The sequence below is a fragment of the Streptomyces sp. NPDC047014 genome (genome assembly GCF_040644195.1).
GTDB lineage: Bacteria > Actinomycetota > Actinomycetes > Streptomycetales > Streptomycetaceae > Streptomyces.
Genome location: NZ_JBEYVX010000059.1, coordinates 1 through 21,549 on the forward strand (window position 1 = coordinate 1; position 21,549 = coordinate 21,549).

Below are 21,549 nucleotides of genomic sequence, written 5' to 3' on the forward strand. Positions count from 1 at the left end.
ACCCCCCCCCGCACCACCCCCCTCTTGCCCGCCCGCCCCCTGTTCGGTTCTGGGCCTAAGTGGGTGTTTGTCGCTCCGCCCCGCCGGCCCCCCCGGGGCCGACCTGGGGCGGAGGGGGCGTCAGCGGGCGGCGGCGGCCCGGCGCTGGAGTACGTATCCGGTCACCGCGAGGGCGACGGTGAGCCCGCCCGTGAAGATCACCTGCACCCGGGTGTCCTCGCCGAGCGCCATCAGCACCAGCACCCCGGCGACCCCGGCCAGCGCCAGCCACGTCAGGTACGGGAAGCCCCACATCCGGACGACCAGCTTCGAGGGGTCCTCGCGCTCCAGCCGGCGGCGCAGCACGAACTGCGAGACGGCGATGAAGCCCCAGACGACGAGGATGACCCCGCCGACCATGTTCAGCAGCCAGGCGAACAGGGTGTCCGGGTACCAGTACGAGAGCAGCACGGTGACGAAACCGAAGCCGGAGGAGGCGAGCACCGCGCGGCGCGGCACGCGGCCGGTGACCTTGCCGAGTGCCTTCGGGCCCTGGCCGCGGGAGACGAGGGAGTAGGCCATGCGCGAGGAGCCGTAGATATTGGCGTTCATCGCGGAGAGCAGGGCGATCAGGATGACCACGTTCATGATCTGTCCGGCGGCCGGGATGCCCAGGTGGTCCAGGGTGGCGGCGTAGGGGCCGGTCTCCGCGACCGCCGGGTCGTTCCACGGCAGCAGGGTGACGATGACCAGCATCGAGCCGACGTAGACGATCGCGATCCGCCACATGGTGGTGCGCACGGCCCGCGCCACGCCCTTGACCGGGTCCTCCGACTCGGCCGCCGCGATGGTGACCGTCTCCAGACCGCCGTACGCCACCACCGAGGCCAGCAGCCCGACGAGCAGGCCGTCCACCCCGTTCGGCAGGAAGCCGCCGTCGTGCAGCAGGTTGGCCGCACCGGGGGCGGAGGTGCCGGGCAGCAGGCCGAGGACGGCCAGGACGCCGAGGCCCAGGAAGAGCGTGATGGCGCCGATTTTGAGCGCGGCGAACCAGAACTCGAACTCGCCGAAGTTCGAGACGGCGGCCAGGTTCGAGCCGCAGAACAGCGCCATGAAGACGAGCACCCACATCCAGGAGGGAGTGCCCGGGAACCAGCTCGTCATGATGTGCGCCGCGCCGATGGCCTCGATGGCCACGCCCACGCAGAGCAGGGTCCAGAACATCCAGCCGGCGGTGAACCCGGCCCAGGGGCCGATCGCCCGCTCGGCGTGGACCGAGAAGGAGCCGGAGGCGGGGTTGGCGGCGGACATCTCGCCGAGCATCCGCATCACGAACATGACCAGCAGGCCGGAGGCGGCGTAGGCCAGCACGATCGAGGGGCCCGCGGCGGCGATGCCGGCGCCGGAGCCGACGAAGAGTCCGGCGCCGATGACGCCGCCGAGGGCGATCATCGAGAGGTGCCGCTGCTTCAAGCCGTTGCCGAGCGGGGATCCGCCCCCGGTCGCGGGCGGCTCGGGCGGGGCGAGGGTACTGCTGTGACTCATGGGGTGTGCGCCTGTCCGGTCGGTGCGGGGTGGGAGCAAGGCCCCATACTGCCCAGCGTCCGATCGGCGGACGTTTCGCGTCCGATATCCGGACACCCGCTTCACGGATCGTGATCGCGGCCGCACGTGGCGGGAAAGGCCGAGGGCCCCCGTGCCGCAGCACGAGGGCCCTCTCTGCCGTCGGGGATCAGGCCCGGCGGGCCCGCAGTTCGCGGATCCCCGCCACCGCGAGGACCAGCAGGGCCGCCCCCGTGGACCACAGCAGCTGCGGCCGCGCCGCGTCGTCGAACAGCATCAGCACCAGCACCGCCGCCATCCCGGCGAGCGCCGCCCACGTCGCGTACGGGAACAGCCACATCGGCAGCACCAGCCGCTCGGGCATCTCCCGCTCCAGCCGGCGCCGCAGTCTCAGCTCCGAGACCGCGATCAGCGCCCAGACGAACAGCAGCACCGCGCCGACCGCGTTGAGCATGTAGAGGAAGATCGTGTCCGGCCACAGCAGGTTGAGCACCACCGAGACGAAGCCGAAGGCCACCGAGGCGAACACCGCCCGGCGCGGCACCCCGCCGCCGGAGACCTTGAGCAGGGCCTTCGGGGCCTCCTCCCGTTCCGCCAGCGAGAAGATCATGCGCGAGGAGCCGTAGAGGTTCGCGTTCAGCGCCGACAGCAGGGCCACGAACACCACGATGTTCATGATCTGGCCGGCCCCCGGGATGCCGATGGAGTCGAGGACGGCGACGTACGGGCTCTGCCCCGGCTCCAGCGAGTCCCACGGCAGCAGGGTGACGATGACCAGCATCGAGCCGACGTAGAAGAAGAGGATGCGCCACACCGCGCTGCGTACCGCGCGGGAGACGGAGCGGGCCGGGTCGTCGGACTCGGCGGCGGCGATGGTGACGACCTCCAGGCCGCCGAAGGCGAAGATGACGGCGAGCATGCCCGCGACCACCCCGCCGATGCCGGCCGGGAAGAAGCCGCCCTGGCCGGTGAGGTTGGCCAGGCCCACCGGGTCGGTGTCGGGGAGCAGGCCGAAGATCGCGAGGGTGCCCAGCACCAGGAAGAGGACGATCGCGCCCACCTTGAGGGCGGCGAACCAGAACTCGAACTCGCCGAAGTTCTTCACGGCGGCCAGGTTGCTCACGGTGAAGACCACCATGAACAGCAGCACCCAGACCCACTGGTCCACCGCGGGCACCCAGCCGTTGGCGATCTTCGCCGCGCCGGTGGCCTCCACGGCCAGCACCACGACCAGCAGGAACCAGTACAGCCAGCCCGCCGAGAAGCCGGCCCAGCGCCCCAGTGCCTTCTCCGCGTACACGGAGAAGGAGCCGGAGGCGGGCATCGCGGCCGACATCTCGCCGAGCGCGCGCATCACCAGCATCGCGAGGACGCCGGCCAGCAGGTAGGAGCAGATGATCGCGGGGCCGGCGATGCCGATGCCGGCGCCGGAGCCGACGAAGAGGCCGGCGCCGATCACGCCGCCGAGGCCCAGCATGGTCAGGTGGCGCTGCTTGAGGCTGTGGCTGAGGGGTTCCGCGGGCAGGTCGCCCGTGGGGGAGGGTGCTTCTTCCGGACGCTCACGCATGAAGGGTGCTCGTACTCTCGTTCGGCCCAGCGGTGGTGGGGGCTCCGCATCAGGATTGGCGGGATCCAACAGTCTCACTGAGCGGCGGTCGTCCGTGCAAAACGGACGTGATGTCTGATGTTCCTCGTGACGAGGATCACGCCGGCCCGGGTGCTGAGGGCAGGCTTTGTGAAATCCCCACCAAGGCGGTGAGCGGGGCTTTGTCCCTGGTGACGGTGGGGCCGCGGGCCGCCGCGCACTAGCGTCGGTGATCGTTCCCACCACCCCGACCCGTGGAGCCTCCCGATGAGCACTGCCTCCGTCACCTTCCGGCCCGGCGCCGTCCTCGCCGACCTGCTGCCCGCGAGCCGGGCCCGCGACATCGCGCTCGTCGTCGGCGGCGCCGCGCTCACCGGCCTGGCCGCGCAGATATCGGTCCCCGTGCCCGGCTCCCCGGTGCCCGTGACCGGCCAGACCTTCGCCGCGCTGCTCGTCGGTACGGCCTTCGGCGCCCGCCGTGGCTTCCTGGCCCTGGCGCTGTACACCCTCGCGGGCGCGGCCGGGATGCCGTGGTTCGCGGGCGGGACCTCCGGCGCGGGCGGCGCCTCCTTCGGGTACGTGCTCGGCATGCTGCTCGCCGCGACCCTGCTCGGCGCCCTCGCGCGGCGCGGCGGCGACCGCTCCGTGCCGCGGACCGCGGCGCTGATGGCGCTGGGTTCTGCCGTGATCTACGCGGTGGGCGTCCCGTACCTGATGGCCGCCACCGGGATGTCCCTCGGCGCTGCCCTGACGGCGGGTGTGGTGCCCTTCCTGATCGGCGACGCCCTCAAGGCCGCGCTGGCCATGGGCGCCCTGCCGGCCGCCTGGAAGCTCCTCGGCCGCCGCGGCTGAACGCACCGCCGCGGCCGATCGGAGCCCGCGAAAGCGCCGGAGCCCGGCCCGCCCCCGAGGGGCGGGCCGGGCTCCGGCGTCCGTACCCGTGCGATCAGCCCTGCAGGGCCTTCTTGCGGCGGAAGTCCAGCACCAGGCCGACGACCACGACGAGGCCGGCGACCAGCGTGGAGAGGGTGACCACCTCGCGGTTGGCGTCGTCCACGAACATGTAGCCGATCACGAACATGATCAGGGCGGCGGTGGCCCAGGTGAGCCACGGGAACAGCCACATCTTCACGGTCAGCTTCTCCGGGGCCTCGCGGACCAGGATCCCGCGCATCCGCAGCTGGGTGAAGCAGATGACCAGCCAGACGAAGAGCGCGATGGCACCCGAGGAGTTCAGCAGGAAGTTGAAGACCGTGTCCTTGAAGGCGTAGTTGAAGTAGACGGCGACGAAGCCGAAGACCGTGGAGCCGAGGATCGCGGCGACCGGCACACCCCTCTTGTTGACCTTGGCGAACGCCTTGGGCGCGTCGCCGCGCTCACCGAGCGAGAAGGCCATGCGGGAGGCGGTGTAGAGGCCCGAGTTCAGGCAGGAGAGCACGGCGGTCAGGACGATGACCTCCATGATCGTGCCGGCGTGCGCGATGCCGATCGAGTCGAGGGCGGCGACGTACGAGCCCTTCTCGGTGATCGACTTGTCGTTCCAGGGGAGCAGCGTCAGCACGACGAAGATCGAGCCGAGGTAGAAGACGCCGATCCGCCAGATGACGGAGTTGGTGGCCTGGGTGACGGCCTTGCGGGGGTTCTCCGACTCGCCGGCGGCGAGGGTGACGATCTCGCTGCCCATGAAGGAGAAGACGACCATCAGCACACCGGTGAGGACGGCGCCGTACCCGTTGGGGAAGAAGCCGCCGGCGTCGGTGAGGTGCGCGAAGCCCGCGCCCGGGTTGTCGGAGCCCGGCAGCACACCGAAGACGGCCAGCAGGCCGATGATCACGAAGGCGCCGATGGCGACGACCTTGATGCCCGCGAACCAGAACTCGAACTCACCGTAGGAGGCGACCGAGCCGAGGTTCGTGATGGTCAGGACCGCCATCACGATCAGCGCCCAGGCCCACTGCGGGACGGCCGGGATCCAGTTCTCCAGGATGGCGGCACCGGCGGTGGCCTCCACGGCCAGCACGACGACCCAGAAGAACCAGTAGAGCCAGCCGATGGAGAAGCCGGCCCAGCGGCCGAGCGCGCGGTCGGCGTAGGCGGAGAAGGAGCCCGAGTTCGGGCTGGCGGCCGCCATCTCGCCGAGCATCCGCATCACGAAGACCACCATGGCGCCGACGAGGGCGTAGGAGATCAGGATGGCGGGACCGGCCTTGGCGATGCCGCCACCGGAGCCGACGAAGAGACCGGCGCCGATGACGCCGCCAATGGCGATCATGGACAGGTGGCGGTTCTTGAGACCGGCCTTCAGACCGTCGGAAGGCAGACCGGCACCGGGGTTACCGGTGGGGTCGCCTTCCTTCTGGAGGGTCGTCGTGGAGCTCATGGACGGATCCTTAGGTTCTCGGGTTGCGAGCCCCGGCATTCAAACCTGAGATGAACGCAGGACGGAAGACCTCAATCCGTATCGTTGCCTTCGGACGAACGTCCAGGACCGAGGCCCTTCCCGTGTCCCATCTGCGTTCTTTGGGTTTACTTGAGCTTTAGAAGTGACTTACGCGACACCCGCTGCGGGCCGGCGGGGCCTCTCGTGCCACACTCGACGCATGCGCGTGTACCTCGGATCCGACCATGCCGGCTTTGAGCTCAAGAACCACCTCGTGGACTGGCTCAAGAACAACGGCCACGAGCCCGTCGACTGTGGCCCCCACATCTACGACGCCGTGGACGACTACCCGCCCTTCTGCCTCCGCGCCGCGGAGCGGACCGCCGCCGACGAGGGCAGCCTCGGCATCGTGATCGGCGGCTCCGGCAACGGCGAGCAGATCGCCGCGAACAAGGTCAAGGGCGTCCGCGCCATCCTGGCCTGGAGCGTCCAGACCGCCCAGCTCGGCCGTGAGCACAACAACGCCAACGTCATCTCCGTCGGCGGCCGCATGCACACGCAGGACGAGGCCGTCAGCTTCATCGAGGCGTTCCTGGCGACCCCGTATTCCGACGAGGAGCGCCACACCCGCCGTATCGACATGCTCTCCGCCTACGAGCGCACCGGCGAGCTCCCCCCGATCCCGGCCCACCACCCGCAGGGCTGATCCCGCCTCCGGCCGTGCCGCTCCCCGCCGGGGGTGGCGCGGCCGTCCCATGTCACGTACCACTCCCGTTCTTCACGTACCACTCCCGTCGTTCCTCCGAGGAGTCCGCCGTGCCCGAGGGGCATACGATCCACCGCCTCGCCCAGGACCACCGCGAGAGGTTCGCCGGGCGGCCGGTGGCCGTCAGCAGCCCGCAGGGGCGCTTCGCCGAGAGCGCGGCCCTGCTCGACGGACGGACCCTGGACGGCGCCGAGGCCCACGGCAAGCACCTCTTCCTCGGATTCGCGGGGGACGAGTGGATCCACATCCACCTCGGCCTCTTCGGCAAGCTCGGCTTCGGCCCGGCCCCCGCCCCGCCCGCCACGGACACGGTCCGGCTGCGCCTGCTGAACGCGGACCACTACGCCGACCTGCGCGGCCCGACGGCCTGCGCGCTGATCGGCGAGGGCGAGAAGAAGGCGATACACGACCGGCTCGGCCCGGACCCGCTGCGGCCCGGCGACGACCCCGGCCGCGCGTGGGCCCGTATCTCCCGCTCCCGCACCACGGTCGCCGCGCTGCTCATGGACCAGAAGGTGGTCGCGGGCGTCGGCAACGTCTACCGCGCCGAGGTGCTCTTCCGGCACGGCATCGACCCGTACCGGCTGGGCAAGGACCTGCGGCGGCCGGAATGGGACGCGATGTGGGCGGACCTGGTCCTCCTGATGCGCGAGGGCGTGCGCAACAACCGCATCGACACCGTGCGCGAGGAGCACCTCCCGGAGGCGATGGGGCGTCCGCCGCGCGTGGACGACCACGGCGGGGAGGTGTACGTGTACCGGAGGGCGAACATGGCCTGCCACATCTGCGCCACCGAGATCCGCACGGCGGACCTGGCGGCGCGCAACCTCTTCTGGTGCCCGGGCTGCCAGGGGGTCTGAGGCGGGGACCGGGACGGGGCCCGGGGCACGGCGGGGGTCGTTAGGGGGCATCCCGCCCATCGCCCGCCAAGGGGCGCATCTCCAGCGCCATGCGCCCATCCCTACCAGGGCATTCCATACCACCGGGTGGGTTTTCGGACGCCCTCCGGCTTCCGGTCCGGGGGTACCCCTGCGCATTCACAGCCAGGATCGATAAGGTCCCGAAGCAATGGCCGGAGCACGTGTGGAGACCCTTACGGCCCGGATGCGCATGCTGTCGCACCGGGCCCGCACCTCCCTGCGCAAATCCGCCGTCGACTACTTCCGCGGCGACGCCTCCGACTGGCTCGCCTTCGCCGGACTCCTGCTCACCGTGCCCGCCATAGCGTGCGGCACACTCCTGCTGCCCGTCTGGTTCTCACCGGCCGCGCTCGTCCTGCCGATCGTGGCGGGCGGCCTCCTGCTGCGCCCCGCCAGCCTTCTCGCGCTGTACGCGGCCTCCGCGAGCGCGCTGATCGTCGAGGCGCTGGTCCTCGGCCCCTATACGGAGGGCCCGGCGCGCGTCACCCCGGGCACGGTCCTGGTGGTCGCCGCCTGCGGATTCTTCGGGCTGGTCATCGCGCAGTTCCGCAGCCGCGTCGGCGTCCCCTGGCGGCGCGGCGGCACGATGCTCTTCGACCTCCGCGAGCGGATCCGCGTACAGAGCAAGCTGCCCGCCCTGCCGCGCGGCTGGCACCGCGAGATGGCCCTGCGCCCGGCGGGCGGCCAGTCCTTCTCCGGCGACTTCGTCGTCGCGGCCCGCACCAACGGCGGGCGGACCCTGGAGATCGTCCTGACGGACGTCTCCGGCAAGGGCATGGAGGCCGGCTCCCGCGCCCTGCTCCTGTCCGGCGCCTTCGGCGGCCTGCTGGGCGCCCTGCCCCCGCACGGCTTCCTGCCCGCCGCGAACGGCTACCTGCTCCGCCAGGACTGGGACGAGGGCTTCGCCACCTCGATCCACCTCGTCCTGGACCTGGAGACGGGCGACTACGAACTCCTCTCGGCGGGCCACCTCCCGGCCCTCCAGCTCTCGGCGGGCACGGGCCGCTGGCAGGAGAAGTCCGGCGAGGGTCCCCTGCTCGGCGTCTACGACGGCGCGGATTTCACCCCGACCCGCGGCAACCTCCGCCCGGGCGACGTCCTGATGCTCTTCACGGACGGCCTGGTGGAAACCTCGGACCGCGACCTGAGCGAGGGCATGGACCGCCTGACGGGCGAGGCGGACCGCTACGTGGCGTCGGGCTGGGAGGGCGCGACGTGGCACCTGATCGAAAAGGTCGCGAAGGACGTCAACGACGACAGGGCCCTCTTGCTGATCCGCCGCTCCCTCTGAGGGCCACGAGTTACGGACACCCGCCGCTGCTGTCCCCCCCCCCGCTCCCTCTGCCCGGCCGAGCCCCCGCACCTGCCGGCGCTGACCAGCGGGTCTCTCCGAGGGGCCGAACCCGCACCTCCCGGTGCTGTCCCCCGCTCCCTCCGGGCTGAGGCCCCGCACCTCCCGATGCTGCCCCGTGACGGCCCTGCTGGCCTGATCCCGGCTTCGGGCGGGGCCCACGAGGCGGCCCGAGCCCGCTGTGCGATCCACAGGGCCTTCCGGATTGCGCCCTGCGACCCCTGCCAGCGCGGCCAGGCCGCACCTGCGGTGCGGCCTGCGGTCCGCACGGCCTGGCGAAGCCGGCTCAGCGGCCCCAAGCGCGCGGCCCGCAGGGCTCGCGGAGACGCGCCGTCAGCCCTGCGGTGCGTGCACCCGAGCCTGACGCCCGCCGTACCTGCGTCCCGGCGCGGCCCGCCGCTGCGACGCCAGGCCCTATGCCCCACCCCCACTAGGCCGCAGCACGGCTCCAGCGGCCCTGGGTTCGCTCCGAGCGCGTACGTAGGGGCGCTCGCTGCCCGGCTCGGCCCCACTGCGCACCCGTGCGGAACCTGCCGCGCCCGCGACGTCGGTAGGGCCCACGCGCCCGCCCGCGCTCCGCGCCTCGTCCGTGGGGCGGTGCGGGCGAGCGCCCGGCACGGGTCCCGGCCCACGGCCGGGGACGTGCCCGCCCGGGACCGCCCCCGCCCGGCGGCTACGTCTCCACCTGCGAGCAGGCGTATCGCCACGCAGGCCACGACTCCGGCTCCCTGGGCAGCCGTACCTCCCCGCCAAGAGGGGAGGTCCCGCCCCCTGCCCCCGCAGCGGCCGTATCTACGCCCGTCCCCCAGCGGCCCCCATGCGGCCACGGATCCTGGCCCCGTGACATCTGTACCGCCGGCCCACCGGGAGCTCCCGGTGGGCCCCCTTCCGCGTGGCGGCCGTACCGCCCGTGCCCCGCAGCGGCCCCTGGCGGCCACGAACCCGACACCTCAGGAACGGCCGTTACCGCCCGCGAAGCGGGAGCTCTCGGTTCCCCCCTGCCGCCGAGCGGCCGTACTGCCCCCCAGCGGCCACGCGGACCCGGCCCCGGGGCAGCCCCGTACCGCCCGCGAAGCAGGAGCTCTCGGTTCCCCCCCCGGCTGCCGAGCGGCCGTACTGCCCCCCAGCGGCCACGCGGACCCCCGCCCCGGGGCAGCCGTACCGCCCGCCATGCCGGAGCCCCCGGCTCACCCCCGCAAGCGGAGGGCCGCCCCGCAGCGGCCGGGACGGCCCCCGTACCCCGCCGCGCCCCGCGGTCACCGCAGGCCACCCGGGCCCCATTGGCCCGTCCCCGAACCCCCGCCGTCGTCCTACCGTGCCTCCATGGACCCCGCCCTCGCCGCTGACCTCGCCCGGCTTCCCGCGCTGCTCGACGCAGTCCACCGCGCCGCCGGCGAAGCGCTTGCCGCGCTGCCCGAGCGCCCCGTCGTACCGGCCGTCGTACCGCCCGCCGGAACACCCCCCACCCCCGCCCCCCTCCCCGAGCACGCCCCCGGCGCCGCCGCGGCCCTCGCCGGGTTCCGCGAGCGGTGGGAGCCGCGGTTCTCCGCCTCCGCCGGCCCCCGCTACCTCGGCTTCGTCACCGGCGGAGCCACCCCCGCCGCCCTCGCCGGCGACTGGCTCACCGCCGCCCACGACCAGAACTCCAACTCCGCCCTGGACGGCGCCGGCCAGGACCTCGAACGCGAGACCGTCACCTGGCTCCGCGACCTCTTCGGCCTCTCCGCCGCCCACACCGGCACCTTCGTCAGCGGCGCCACCATGTCCAACACCACCGGCCTCGCCATCGCCCGCGAATGGCTCGGCGAGCGCCTCGGCGTCTCCCCGGCCGAGCAGGGGGCCGCCGCCCTCGGCCCGGTCCGTGTCCTCTCCGGCGCCCCGCACTCCTCCATCGGCAAGGCCCTCTCCATGCTCGGCCTGGGCCGCGCGAGCCTGGTCACCGTCCCGACCCTGCCCGGCCGCGAGGCCGTCGACCCCGCCGCCCTCGACCGCGCCCTCGCCGACACCCCCGGCCCCGCCGTGGTCGTCGCCAACGCCGGCACCGTCAACACCGTCGACTTCGACGACCTCCCCGCCATCGCCGCCCTCCGCCCCCGCCACGACTTCTGGCTGCACACGGACGCCGCGTTCGGCGCCTTCGCCGCGCTCTCCCCTCCGTACGCCCACCTCACGGCCGGCCTCGACGCCTCCGACTCCGTCTGCGTCGACCTCCACAAATGGCTCAACGTCCCCTACGACAGCGCCGTCCAGTTCACCCGCCGCCGCGACCTCCAGGCCCGCGTCTTCCAGAACTCCGCCGCCTACCTCGGCCCCCTCGGCGACGGCCCCGGCCACCCCGACCTCGTCCACCTGACCCCCGAGAACTCCCACCGCCTGCGCGCCCTCGCCGCCTGGTTCACCCTCAGCGCCTACGGCCGCCGCGGCCACCGCGAGATCGTCGAACGCAACATCGCATGCGCCCACGCCCTCGGCGCCGCCCTGGAGGCCGACCCGGCCTTCACCCTCCTCGCGCCCGTCCGCCTCAACGTCGTCTGCTTCACCCTCGCCGGCGACCCCGACCCGGCCCGCCTGACCGCCCTGCGCGAGGCCGCGGCCCCCGAGGTCTTCGTCACTCCGACCGTCTACGGGGGAACCGCGGGCCTGCGCGCGGCGTTCTCCAACTGGCGTACGACGCAGGCAGATGTACGCCGGGCCGCCGAGGCCCTGCGCACGGCAGCGAGGGAGACCGCATGACGAGCAGCACCCCCCTGACCCTCCTGGAGGTCGAGGCCCTGGCGCGCGCGGCGCACGAGGGCCAGACCGACAAGTCCGGCCGCCCGTACGCCGAGCACCTCGCGGCCGTGGCCGAGGGCGTCCGCGCGCGCGGCGGCACCGCCGACCAGCAGGCGGCGGCCTGGCTGCACGACGCCGTCGAGGACGACGCGCTCAGCCACGCCTGGCTGGACTCCGCCGCCCTCCCGCAGTCCGTGAAGGACATGGTCCTCGCGGTGACGAAGCGCCCGGGCGAGCCCCTGGAGGAGTACACGGCCCGGATCCTCGCCACCCCGGGCGCCCTCCTCATCAAGGAGTCCGACCTCGCGCACAACACCGACCCCGTACGCCTCGCCGACCTGGACGCCCCCACCCGCGAACGCCTGACCGCGAAGTACGCCTACGTCCGTACGCTCCTGGGCCTCACCGCCCCCTGAGCCGCCCCGCAAGCCCGAAATATGCCGTTCACGCCCGCCCTTGGCACAAACGGAACCATGCCTATCCGTCACGGGGCGTATGGGCGGGCCCGGTTGGTGGGAGGATGGACCGTGTGGGGGTGTGCCCGGCCGTGCGCCCCCCGGCCGACCAGGGGACGACCGAAGGTGTGATCAGTTGTGGCCATTTCGCTGTCAGTGGTGGTTCTGTTGGCGGTCATCCTGGTGGTGCTGATCCGCGGCAACCACATCAAAACGGGCCCCGCCATCGTCGCGGCCCTCTTCGGCTTCTTCCTGGCGTCCAGCTCCATCGCGGACGACGTGAACCGTTTCCTCAACTCCCTGGCCACCATGATCGCCAACATCAAACTCTGACCCCCCGCCGGGCTCCCACGCTCGGCCCTCACGCCCCCGGCCCGGATGTCAGACCGCCCTGAGACCCTGCGTCCGTGAACATGACATGGGCCGACTTCTGGGCGCTGACGGACACGTTGAACGGCGAGGCGACCCAGGCGGGCTGCCAACGCCTCGCCCAGGAGCTGGGACGACGCCCCGTCCGCGACATCATCGGCTTCGCGGAACGCCACGCCGAGGCCCTTTACAGGCTGGACCAGGAGAAATTCGGCACGCTCCCGGTCACCGACCTGACCGACCGGGACGGCAGCCCCTTCCCTCAGTCCGCCGACCAATTCCTCTACGCCCGCTGCGCGGTCGTCGCGGCAGGCCGGACCGTCTGGGAGAGCGTCTTCTTCGACGCCGACGCATTCGCCCCGTACACCTCGACGAAGTACGACGGCGAGTGGCTTCTCTACGTACCGGACCAGGCGTACGAGCTGGCCACTGGCGAGCGGTGGAGCCGCGAGACCCGGTACTCCTTCGAAACCTTCTCCAACCGGGACGGCTGGCCGCACCTGCGGAGCTGAGGCGATCCAGCGGTCGGCCGGCCCCGGGAACGCGTCAGGGCCAGGTGGAGGGAGTGTCCTCCGGCCTGGCCCTGAGCCGATGAGAGCGGGCGACGGGAATCGAACCCGCGTAGCTAGTTTGGAAGACTAGGGCTCTACCATTGAGCTACGCCCGCAACGCGCGCGCCGCATCGTCCGGACCGCGGCACGGACAGCATCCTAGCGGGTCGGGGCGGGGGAGTGCACACCCCGTTGCGCGGTCGCCGCGGCCCGTGTCCGGAGCGGGTGGGAAAAGGGCGCGCATCAGAGGGTCCCCGGGCATGTACCCTACGTGTCGCACCGACGGGGTGTGGCGCAGCTTGGTAGCGCGTCCGCTTTGGGAGCGGAAGGTCGTCGGTTCGAATCCGGCCACCCCGACCAACGGCAAGAACGCGCGACAAGATCGCGTTGTGGGCTGATTGCCGCTTGCGGCTACTATGCAAGCTGCGTGCCCGTGTGTCTGATGTACCGGGCCGAAGTCCGCCGGGCCGCTGATTCCAGCGAGACGGCAGATCCCCCAGCAGTCAGCCACAAGGAGACCGAACCGTGAAGAGCGCCGTTGAGACCCTGAACCCGACCCGGGTTCGGCTCACTGTTGAGGTGCCCTTCGAGGAGCTCAAGGACAGCCTCGACGCGGCGTACAAGAAGATCAACCAGCAGGTCACGGTGAAGGGCTTCCGCAAGGGCAAGATCCCTGCCCGCGTCATCGACCAGCGCTTCGGCCGCGGTGCGGTGCTGGAGGAGGCCGTCAACGACGCCCTCCCGAAGTTCTACACCGAGGCCGTCAACGAGGCCGACCTGAACCCGCTGGGCCAGCCCGAGGTCGACATCACCGAGCTGAAGGACGGCGAGCTGCTGGCCTTCACCGCCGAGGTCGACGTGCGTCCCGAGATCGAGATCCCGGACTACTCCGGCATCGAGGTCGAGGTCGACGCCATCGAGGTCTCCGACGAGGACATCGAGAAGTCGGTCGAGCAGCTGCGCGCCCGCTTCGCGTCCACCAAGGACGTCGAGCGCGCCGCCGCCGAGGGTGACGTCGTCACCCTCGACCTGGAGGCCAAGGTCGACGGCGAGGTGCTGCCCGACGGCGTCGCCTCCGACGTCTCCTACACCATCGGCTCGGGCGAGCTCCTCGACGGCATCGACGAGGCCGTCACCGGCCTGGAGGCCGGCGGCGAGGCCACCTTCACCTCGCAGCTGAAGGGCGGCTCCGCCGAGGGCAAGGACGCCGAGGTCACCGTCAAGGTCTCCAAGGTCTCCGCCCGCGAGCTGCCGGAGCTGGACGACGAGTTCGCGCAGATGGCGAGCGAGTTCGACACCCTTGAGGCCCTCAAGGACGACAGCCGCAAGCGCCTCGAGAACATGAAGCAGTACGACCAGGCCACGCAGGCCCAGGAGCGCGTCCTGGAGAAGCTGCTGGAGCTCGTCGAGGTGCCGATCCCCGAGAAGCTGCTCGAGGACGAGGTCAACACCCGCAAGCACAACCTGGAGCACCACCAGCTCGGCCAGATGGGCCTGGACCTTGCGAAGTACCTGGAGTTCCAGGGCAAGACGGTCGAGGAGTTCGACGCCGAGACCAAGGAGCAGGCGGTCAAGGGCATCAAGACCCAGTTCGTCCTGGACGCCCTGGTCAACAAGGAGAAGCTGGGCGTGAACCAGGAGGAGCTCACCGAGCACCTCATGCGCCGTGCCGCCTCCTCCGGCATGTCCCCCGACCAGTTCGCCCAGGCGGTCGTCGAGGGCGGCCAGGTCCCGATGCTGGTCGGCGAGGTCGCCCGCGGCAAGGCCCTCGCGGTCGTCGTCGAGGCCGCCAAGGTCACCGACACCAACGGTGAGCTCGTGGACCTCTCCGACGAGGACGAGGAGCAGGCCGCCGAGACCGTCGAGGCCGCCGTGGAAGGCGCCGACGAGGACGCGGCCGACGAGGCCAAGTAACACCCCGGGCCGAGCCCGCCGAGCATGACCCGAAGGGCCCGGACGCAGCCGCGTCCGGGCCCTTCGGCACAGTGCCGGAAAGGTCCCGGTAGCTTGCGCTCCGAGCGAACAGTTCGGGAAGCGGGATGGCGTTGTCCGACCTGCGCGTTAGGGTCCATGAATACGAGGGCACGTGAGTACCCGGGTGCCGGCGGACCGGTCCGCACCGGCTCGACCGTGCCCCAGAACGAGACGCTGAGACGGCACATGGCCGTCGGAGACGAGCAGGTGGATACGTGACGAATCTGAAGCCTTACGCCGCGGGTGAGCCGTCCATCGGTGGCGGCCTCGGCGACCATGTCTACAACCGGCTGCTCGGCGAGCGGATCATCTTCCTCGGCCAGCAGGTCGACGACGAGATCGCGAACAAGATCACCGCGCAGCTCCTCCTCCTGGCCGCCGAGCCGGAGAAGGACATCTACCTCTACATCAACAGCCCCGGTGGCTCCGTGACGGCCGGCATGGCCGTCTACGACACCATGCAGTACATCCCCAACGACGTCGTGACCATCGGTATGGGCATGGCGGCCTCGATGGGCCAGTTCCTGCTCACCGGCGGCGCCAAGGGCAAGCGCTTCGCCCTGCCGAACACCGACATCCTGATGCACCAGGGCTCCGCCGGCATCGGCGGCACCGCGTCGGACATCAAGATCCAGGCCCAGTACCTGCTGCGCACCAAGCAGCGGATGGCCGAGATCACCGCGTTCCACTCGGGCCAGACCGTCGAGGCGATCATCCGCGACGGTGACCGCGACCGCTGGTTCACCTCCGAGGAGGCCAAGGAGTACGGCCTCATCGACGAGATCATCTCGGCCGCGTCCAACGTTCCGGGCGGCGGCGGCACCGGGGCCTGATCCCGGCCCCTCGCAGCAGCCCCGCAGCCGACAGCCCGCAGAACGCCACCAGGATGGTGAACACCCAGATGCAGAACAACTTCTCCGCGAGCGGCCTCTACTCCGGCCCGCAGGTGGACAACCGCTACGTCATCCCGCGCTTCGTCGAGCGCACCTCGCAGGGCGTGCGTGAGTACGACCCGTACGCGAAGCTGTTCGAGGAGCGCGTGATCTTCCTCGGCGTGCAGATCGACGACGCCTCCGCCAACGACGTCATGGCGCAGCTGCTGTGCCTGGAGTCGATGGACCCGGACCGCGACATCTCGATCTACATCAACAGCCCCGGCGGCTCCTTCACGGCGCTGACGGCGATCTACGACACGATGCAGTTCGTGAAGCCCGACATCCAGACGGTCTGCATGGGCCAGGCGGCCTCCGCCGCCGCGGTCCTGCTCGCCGCCGGTACGCCGGGCAAGCGCATGGCCCTGCCGAACGCCCGCGTGCTGATCCACCAGCCGTCCGGCGGCACCGGCCGTGAGCAGCTCTCGGACCTGGAGATCGCGGCCAACGAGATCCTGCGCATGCGCGACCAGCTGGAGACCATGCTGGCCAAGCACTCGACGACGCCGATCGAGAAGATCCGCGACGACATCGAGCGCGACAAGATCCTGACGGCCGAGGACGCCCTCGCGTACGGGCTGGTCGACCAGATCATCTCCACCCGCAAGAGCAACAAGCTCTGATCCTTGCCGCCAGTTGGCGCGGGCGCACCACCGGATTCGGCGGTGTGAACCACGTCAAGGGGGCCCCGCACGGGGCCCCCGGCAAGGTACCGTCGGATATGAGGCACCAGGAGCGCTGAACCAGGCGTCTCCCAGGCGAAGGGGAAGCACCTCGTGGCACGCATCGGTGACGGCGGCGATCTGCTCAAGTGCTCGTTCTGCGGAAAGAGCCAGAAGCAGGTGAAGAAGCTCATCGCAGGACCCGGTGTGTACATCTGCGACGAGTGCATCGACCTCTGCAACGAGATCATCGAAGAGGAACTGGCGGAGACCTCCGAGGTCCGTTGGGAAGAACTTCCCAAGCCCCGTGAGATCTACGAGTTCCTGGAGAGCTACGTCGTCGGCCAGGAGCCGGCGAAGAAGGCGCTCTCGGTAGCGGTCTACAACCACTACAAGCGGGTCCAGGCCGGCGAGAACGGCGGGGCGCAGGGCCGCGAGGACGCGATCGAGCTCGCGAAGTCCAACATCCTGCTGCTGGGCCCGACGGGCTCCGGCAAGACCCTGCTGGCGCAGACGCTGGCCCGCATGCTGAACGTCCCGTTCGCCATCGCCGACGCGACGGCGCTGACGGAGGCGGGGTATGTCGGCGAGGACGTCGAGAACATCCTGCTCAAGCTGATCCAGGCCGCGGACTACGACGTCAAGAAGGCCGAGACCGGGATCATCTACATCGACGAGATCGACAAGGTCGCCCGGAAGAGCGAAAACCCGTCGATCACGCGTGACGTGAGCGGTGAGGGCGTCCAGCAGGCCCTGCTCAAGATCCTTGAGGGCACGACCGCCTCGGTCCCGCCGCAGGGCGGCCGCAAGCACCCGCACCAGGAGTTCATCCAGATCGACACGACGAACGTGCTCTTCATCGTGGGCGGCGCCTTCGCCGGCCTGGAGAAGATCATCGAGTCGCGTGCGGGGGCGAAGGGCATCGGCTTCGGGGCGACGATCCGCTCGAAGCGGGAGATCGAGGCGAGCGACCAGTTCCAGGAGGTCATGCCGGAGGACCTGGTGAAGTTCGGGATGATCCCCGAGTTCATCGGCCGACTGCCCGTGCTGACCTCGGTGCACAACCTGGACCGCGAGGCCCTGCTCCAGATCCTGATCGAGCCGCGCAACGCGCTGGTGAAGCAGTACCAGCGGCTGTTCGAACTCGACGGCGTCGAGCTGGACTTCGAGCGTGAGGCGCTGGAAGCCATCGCGGACCAGGCGATCCTCCGCCAGACGGGTGCGCGTGGTCTGCGCGCCATCATGGAGGAGGTCCTGATGTCGGTGATGTATGAGGTCCCGTCCCGCAAGGACGTGGCCCGGGTCGTCATCACGGCGGACGTGGTCCGCTCCAACGTCAACCCGACCCTGGTCCCCCGCATCGTCCCGAAGGACCAGGGCCCGCACGAGAAGTCGGCGTAGCCGCAAGGCAGTCGAGCCCACGCAGAAGGGGCGCCCCCGACGGGGGGCGCCCCTTTCGCGTGCCCGACGGGCCGTTACTTCTTCACGCGGGCCGTCTTGTAGAGCTTCGCGGCGAGTTCCGCGGCCTGTTCCTGGGTGTAGCCCGGCTTGCCGGCGAGGACCGAGGCCACGTCCGTGGCGCTCACCATGGCCAGGGTGCTGTAGTCACCCCAGATGCAGATGGGGAGCGTGGCTTCCTTGGGACCCTTCGTGTTCGGGTCCTTCGCGGTGAACTTGAGGTCCTGGCACTTCATGACGGCGCCCTCGAAGCCCGCCGGGGACATCGCCTTGGGCGAGCCGAGCAGCTCCACCTGGGACTTGCCGTCCTTGCTGTTCTCCAGCTGGGCCATGGCGAAGTAGCCGTCCACCGTCTTCTCCGGGTCGGCGAGTTCGCCGTACACGCCGGAGAAGTTGAGGGACTTGGTCGACAGCGGGTTCTTGGGGTCGCCCGACAGGTAGTTCATGCCCACCTTGGTCGGGTTCTTGATGCCCGCCGCCTCGGCCTCCTGCTTGTCCTTGTCGCTGAGGGCCTTGTCCTGGTACTTCGGGTCCTTCTTGAAGTCGTCGACGGACTCCGGGGCGACCAGCTTGTAGCCCTTGGTGTCCGTGGAGATGCTGCCGCCGCCCCCGCCGGCCAGGAAGTACCAGCCGCCGCCCGCTATGAGGGCTACCGCCACCGCCGCGGCGATGATCACGCCTGCCTTGGACTTCTTCGGGGGCTGGGTGCCGTACGGGGGCTGCTGCGGGTAGCCGTAGGCCGGGGTCGGGGGCTGCTGGGGGTAGCCCTGCGGGGGGACGCCCGGCTGCTGGGGGTAGCCGTAGCCCGGGGGCGGCGGGGGAGGGCCGGGCTGGCCGTACGGGCCGGGCTGCGCGGGCTGGCCGTACGGGCCCGGCGGCGGGGGCTGCTGACCGTACGGTCCAGGCTGCTGCGGCTGCCCGTACGGCCCCGGCTGGTTGTGGCTCATCCCGTGTCCCCCTATGAGGTAGCTCTTTATACGACCCTGACATCCTCGCGGAAGGCGGCGCCGGGCAGTGCGCCGGGCCCCTGGATTACCGGTTTCATGACTGGACTGTTACCGCCTTAAACTGTGGCCCGTGACCGAGAACACGCAGACACCCAGCAGCCCCGACTCCGAACTGCCGACCGCCTACGCGCCGGCCGAGGTAGAGGGGAAGCTCTACGAGCGCTGGGTGGAGCGTGGGTACTTCACGGCCGACCCGGCGAGCGAGAAGCCCCCGTACACGATCGTCATCCCGCCGCCGAACGTCACCGGTTCCCTCCACCTGGGCCACGCCTTCCAGCACACGCTGATGGACGCCCTCACCCGCCGCAAGCGCATGCAGGGCTACGAGGCCCTGTGGCTGCCCGGCATGGACCACGCCGGCATCGCCACCCAGAACAAGGTCGAGCAGCAGCTCGCCGAGGAGGGCAAGTCCCGCCACGACCTGGGCCGCGAGGAGTTCGTCGAGCGCGTCTGGCAGTGGAAGGAGGAGTACGGCGGCAAGATCCTCGGCCAGATGCGCCGGCTCGGCGACGGCGTCGACTGGTCCCGTGAGCGCTTCACCATGGACGAGGGCCTGTCCAAGGCCGTCCAGACCATCTTCAAGAAGCTCTACGACGACGGCCTGATCTACCGCGCCGAGCGCATCATCAACTGGTGCCCCCGCTGCCTCACGGCCATCTCCGACATCGAGGTCGAGTACCAGGAGGACGCGGGCGAGCTCGTCTCCATCCGGTACGGGGAGGGCGAGGACACCCTCGTCGTCGCCACCACCCGCGCCGAGACGATGCTCGGTGACACCGCCATCGCCGTCCACCCGGACGACGAGCGCTACCGGCACCTCGTCGGCAAGCTCATCAGGCTGCCGCTGACCGACCGTTCGATCCCCGTCGTCGCGGACACCCACGTCGACCCGGAGTTCGGCACCGGCTGCGTCAAGGTGACCCCGGCCCACGATCCCAACGACTTCGCCATCGGACAGCGCCACGGCCTGCCCAATATGACGATCATGGACGAGCACGGTGTCATCACCGTCCACGGCCCCTTCCTCGGCCTGGACCGCTACGAGGCCCGCAGCGCGGTCGTCGGCGCCCTGCGCGAGCAGGGCCGCATCGTCGCGGAGAAGCGCCCGTACCTGCACTCCGTCGGCCACTGCTCGCGGTGCAGCACCACCGTCGAGCCGCGGCTGTCCCTCCAGTGGTGGGTCAAGGTCGAGACCCTGGCCAAGGCCGCCGGTGACGCGGTCCGCGACGGCCGGGTCGCGATCCACCCGCAGGAGATGGAGAAGCGCTACTTCGACTGGGTCGACAACCTCAACGACTGGTGCATCTCGCGCCAGCTGTGGTGGGGCCACCGCATCCCGGTCTGGTACGGCCCGGACGGCGAGGTCGTCTGCCTCGGCCCGGACGACGAGGCGCCCACCGGCGAGGGCTGGACCCAGGACACGGACGTCCTGGACACCTGGTTCTCCTCCGGCCTGTGGCCGTTCTCCACGCTCGGCTGGCCGGAGAAGACCCCGGACCTGGCGAAGTTCTACCCCACCGACGTCCTGGTCACCGGCCACGACATCATCTTCTTCTGGGTCGCCCGGATGATGATGTTCGGCCTGTACGCCATGGACGGCGAGGTCCCCTTCAAGACCATCGCGCTGACCGGCCTGGTCCGCGACGAGCGCGGCAAGAAGATGTCGAAGTCCTTCGGCAACGTGGTCGACCCGCTGGACTGGATGGACAAGTACGGCTCCGACGCCGTCCGCTTCACCCTGGCCAAGGGCGCCAACCCCGGCACCGACGTCCCGATCGGCGAGGACTGGGTCCAGGCGTCCAGCAAGTTCGCCAACAAGATCTGGAACGCCACGCGCTTCGCGCTGATGAACGGCGCCACGATCGAGGGCGAGCTGCCGGCCCCCGAGCGGCTGTCGGCGGCCGACCGCTGGATCCTGTCCCGGCTGAACAAGACGGTCGCGCAGGTCGACGGCTACTACGAGGACTTCCAGTTCTCCAAGCTCAGCGAGGCGCTGTACCACTTCGCGTGGGACGAGGTCTTCGACTGGTACGTCGAGCTGTCGAAGACGACCTTCTTCGCGGGCGGCGAGCAGGCCGAGGTCTCCAGCCGGGTCCTCGGTGAGGTCATCGACGTCATGCTGCGTCTGCTGCACCCGGTGGTCCCCTTCGTCACCGAGACCTTGTGGACCACGCTGACCGGCGGCGAGTCCCTGGTGATCGCGGACTGGCCGAAGGACAGCGGCTTCCGCGACGAGGCCGCCGAGGCCGAGATCGGCAGCGTCCAGAACCTGGTCCGCGAGGTCCGCCGCTTCCGCAAGGAGCAGGGGCTCGACGACAAGCAGAAGGTCCCGGCCCGTCTGGACCTGTCCGCCACGGGGCTGGCCGCGCACGAGGCGGCCATCCGCCAGGTGCTGCGCCTGCAGCCGGAGGGCGAGGGGTTCAGCGCCTCCGCCACCCTGCCGGTCGCCGGTGCCACGGTGGCCCTGGACCTGTCGGGCACCATCGACGTCGAGGCCGAGCGCAAGCGCCTGACCAAGGACCTCGGCGCCGCCGAGAAGGAGAAGGCGCAGGCCGAGGCGAAGCTCGGGAACGAGGCGTTCCTCGCGAAGGCCCCCGACAACGTCGTGGACAAGATCAAGGGCCGGCTGGCCAAGGCCGAGGCGGACATCGCCCGGATCCAGGCCCAGCTGGAGACGCTGCCCGCCGCGTAGCCGTCACCTAGAGCGCGTACGAGGGCCCCCGCACCGGATCGCCGGTACGGGGGCCCTCGCCGTGGGCCGTGCCGTCCGCCGGGGGGACCTCCGGCCTGTCCGAAGTGCCCTACATCACTGGATTTGCCGCTGC

The 21,549-nt window shown here is 70.8% G+C and carries 17 protein-coding genes and 2 tRNA genes; 14 read left to right on the forward strand and 5 right to left on the reverse strand.

Going from position 1 to position 21,549, the window contains the following annotated elements; translation table 11 throughout:
- Positions 1-120: 120 nt before the first annotated feature.
- Together ABZ873_RS24985 and ABZ873_RS24990 are read right to left on the reverse strand one after the other, a co-directional pair.
- Positions 121-1,524, reverse strand: a complete 1,404-nt coding sequence (locus ABZ873_RS24985) for an amino acid permease (RefSeq protein WP_360875927.1) — start codon at positions 1,522-1,524, stop codon at positions 121-123.
- Between the two features lie 187 nt (positions 1,525-1,711).
- Positions 1,712-3,109 carry an amino acid permease gene (locus tag ABZ873_RS24990; RefSeq protein ID WP_360875929.1) on the reverse strand — a complete coding sequence of 466 codons (1,398 nt, stop codon included), beginning with the start codon at positions 3,107-3,109 and terminating at the stop codon, positions 1,712-1,714.
- A 285-nt stretch (positions 3,110-3,394) separates the two neighbouring features.
- On the opposite strand from ABZ873_RS24990, the gene ABZ873_RS24995 reads away from it, so the two are divergent.
- On the forward strand, positions 3,395-3,979 hold the full coding sequence (locus tag ABZ873_RS24995) for a biotin transporter BioY (protein ID WP_360875931.1): 585 nt from the start codon (positions 3,395-3,397) through the stop codon (positions 3,977-3,979).
- 94 nt (positions 3,980-4,073) lie between these two features.
- Here the strand turns inward: ABZ873_RS24995 and ABZ873_RS25000 are convergent, their stop codons facing one another.
- A complete protein-coding gene (locus ABZ873_RS25000; protein WP_360875933.1) occupies positions 4,074-5,507 on the reverse strand; it encodes an amino acid permease in 1,434 nt (477 codons plus the stop codon).
- 220 nt (positions 5,508-5,727) lie between these two features.
- On the opposite strand from ABZ873_RS25000, the gene ABZ873_RS25005 reads away from it, so the two are divergent.
- The 7 genes from ABZ873_RS25005 (at position 5,728) to ABZ873_RS25035 (ending at position 12,652) form a co-directional block, all read left to right on the forward strand.
- Positions 5,728-6,213 (forward strand): ribose-5-phosphate isomerase, encoded by a 486-nt coding sequence (locus tag ABZ873_RS25005; RefSeq protein ID WP_360875935.1) that lies wholly within the window; start codon positions 5,728-5,730, stop codon positions 6,211-6,213.
- Positions 6,214-6,323: 110 nt separating this feature from the next.
- A complete protein-coding gene (locus tag ABZ873_RS25010) occupies positions 6,324-7,133 on the forward strand; it encodes a DNA-formamidopyrimidine glycosylase family protein (protein WP_360875937.1) in 810 nt (269 codons plus the stop codon).
- Between the two features lie 208 nt (positions 7,134-7,341).
- On the forward strand, positions 7,342-8,484 hold the full coding sequence (locus ABZ873_RS25015; RefSeq protein ID WP_360875939.1) for a PP2C family protein-serine/threonine phosphatase: 1,143 nt from the start codon (positions 7,342-7,344) through the stop codon (positions 8,482-8,484).
- 1,383 nt (positions 8,485-9,867) lie between these two features.
- A complete protein-coding gene (locus ABZ873_RS25020) occupies positions 9,868-11,277 on the forward strand; it encodes a pyridoxal-dependent decarboxylase (protein ID WP_360875941.1) in 1,410 nt (469 codons plus the stop codon).
- Entirely contained in the window at positions 11,274-11,732 is a 459-nt protein-coding gene (locus ABZ873_RS25025; protein WP_360875943.1) for an HD domain-containing protein, read from the forward strand. The genes ABZ873_RS25020 and ABZ873_RS25025 overlap by 4 nt, the downstream gene beginning before the upstream one ends.
- Positions 11,733-11,909: 177 nt before the next feature.
- On the forward strand, positions 11,910-12,104 hold the full coding sequence (locus ABZ873_RS25030) for a membrane protein (RefSeq protein WP_030008564.1): 195 nt from the start codon (positions 11,910-11,912) through the stop codon (positions 12,102-12,104).
- Positions 12,105-12,184: 80 nt separating this feature from the next.
- A complete protein-coding gene (locus tag ABZ873_RS25035; protein WP_360875977.1) occupies positions 12,185-12,652 on the forward strand; it encodes a DUF4240 domain-containing protein in 468 nt (155 codons plus the stop codon).
- Between the two features lie 84 nt (positions 12,653-12,736).
- Here ABZ873_RS25035 and ABZ873_RS25040 read toward each other — a convergent pair.
- Positions 12,737-12,807 (reverse strand) — tRNA-Gly (locus ABZ873_RS25040).
- A 167-nt stretch (positions 12,808-12,974) separates the two neighbouring features.
- Here ABZ873_RS25040 and ABZ873_RS25045 point away from each other — a divergent pair.
- The 5 genes from ABZ873_RS25045 (at position 12,975) to clpX (ending at position 17,660) form a co-directional block, all read left to right on the forward strand.
- Positions 12,975-13,051 (forward strand) — tRNA-Pro (locus ABZ873_RS25045).
- A 165-nt stretch (positions 13,052-13,216) separates the two neighbouring features.
- Positions 13,217-14,605: a trigger factor gene (gene tig / locus ABZ873_RS25050; protein WP_360875945.1), complete on the forward strand. Its 1,389-nt coding sequence runs from the start codon at positions 13,217-13,219 to the stop codon at positions 14,603-14,605.
- Between the two features lie 275 nt (positions 14,606-14,880).
- On the forward strand, positions 14,881-15,498 hold the full coding sequence (locus ABZ873_RS25055; RefSeq protein WP_030760907.1) for an ATP-dependent Clp protease proteolytic subunit: 618 nt from the start codon (positions 14,881-14,883) through the stop codon (positions 15,496-15,498).
- Between the two features lie 53 nt (positions 15,499-15,551).
- Complete coding sequence (locus ABZ873_RS25060) at positions 15,552-16,220, forward strand: ATP-dependent Clp protease proteolytic subunit (RefSeq protein ID WP_360875947.1); 669 nt, start codon at positions 15,552-15,554, stop codon at positions 16,218-16,220.
- 153 nt (positions 16,221-16,373) lie between these two features.
- Complete coding sequence (gene clpX / locus ABZ873_RS25065) at positions 16,374-17,660, forward strand: ATP-dependent Clp protease ATP-binding subunit ClpX (RefSeq protein ID WP_030649983.1); 1,287 nt, start codon at positions 16,374-16,376, stop codon at positions 17,658-17,660.
- Positions 17,661-17,734: 74 nt separating this feature from the next.
- Here clpX and ABZ873_RS25070 read toward each other — a convergent pair whose 3' ends face one another.
- Entirely contained in the window at positions 17,735-18,664 is a 930-nt protein-coding gene (locus ABZ873_RS25070) for a hypothetical protein (RefSeq protein ID WP_360875949.1), read from the reverse strand.
- A 130-nt stretch (positions 18,665-18,794) separates the two neighbouring features.
- Here ABZ873_RS25070 and ABZ873_RS25075 point away from each other — a divergent pair, with 130 nt between their 5' ends.
- Positions 18,795-21,416 carry a valine--tRNA ligase gene (locus tag ABZ873_RS25075; RefSeq protein ID WP_360875951.1) on the forward strand — a complete coding sequence of 874 codons (2,622 nt, stop codon included), beginning with the start codon at positions 18,795-18,797 and terminating at the stop codon, positions 21,414-21,416.
- Positions 21,417-21,549 lie beyond the last annotated feature (133 nt).

What these genes read in the sequence shown, in the direction of transcription:
- ABZ873_RS25000 (WP_360875933.1), bottom strand. Translation starts at nt 5,507, where the DNA reads ATGAGCTCCACGACGACCCTCCAGAAGGAAGGCGACCCCACCGGTAAC.
- ABZ873_RS24995 (WP_360875931.1), top strand. Translation starts at nt 3,395, where the DNA reads ATGAGCACTGCCTCCGTCACCTTCCGGCCCGGCGCCGTCCTCGCCGAC.
- ABZ873_RS25060 (WP_360875947.1), top strand. Translation starts at nt 15,552, where the DNA reads ATGGTGAACACCCAGATGCAGAACAACTTCTCCGCGAGCGGCCTCTAC.
- ABZ873_RS25005 (WP_360875935.1), top strand. Translation starts at nt 5,728, where the DNA reads ATGCGCGTGTACCTCGGATCCGACCATGCCGGCTTTGAGCTCAAGAAC.
- ABZ873_RS25035 (WP_360875977.1), top strand. Translation starts at nt 12,185, where the DNA reads ATGACATGGGCCGACTTCTGGGCGCTGACGGACACGTTGAACGGCGAG.
- ABZ873_RS24990 (WP_360875929.1), bottom strand. Translation starts at nt 3,109, where the DNA reads ATGCGTGAGCGTCCGGAAGAAGCACCCTCCCCCACGGGCGACCTGCCC.
- ABZ873_RS25020 (WP_360875941.1), top strand. Translation starts at nt 9,868, where the DNA reads ATGGACCCCGCCCTCGCCGCTGACCTCGCCCGGCTTCCCGCGCTGCTC.
- ABZ873_RS25025 (WP_360875943.1), top strand. Translation starts at nt 11,274, where the DNA reads ATGACGAGCAGCACCCCCCTGACCCTCCTGGAGGTCGAGGCCCTGGCG.
- ABZ873_RS25015 (WP_360875939.1), top strand. Translation starts at nt 7,342, where the DNA reads ATGGCCGGAGCACGTGTGGAGACCCTTACGGCCCGGATGCGCATGCTG.
- ABZ873_RS25070 (WP_360875949.1), bottom strand. Translation starts at nt 18,664, where the DNA reads ATGAGCCACAACCAGCCGGGGCCGTACGGGCAGCCGCAGCAGCCTGGA.
- ABZ873_RS24985 (WP_360875927.1), bottom strand. Translation starts at nt 1,524, where the DNA reads ATGAGTCACAGCAGTACCCTCGCCCCGCCCGAGCCGCCCGCGACCGGG.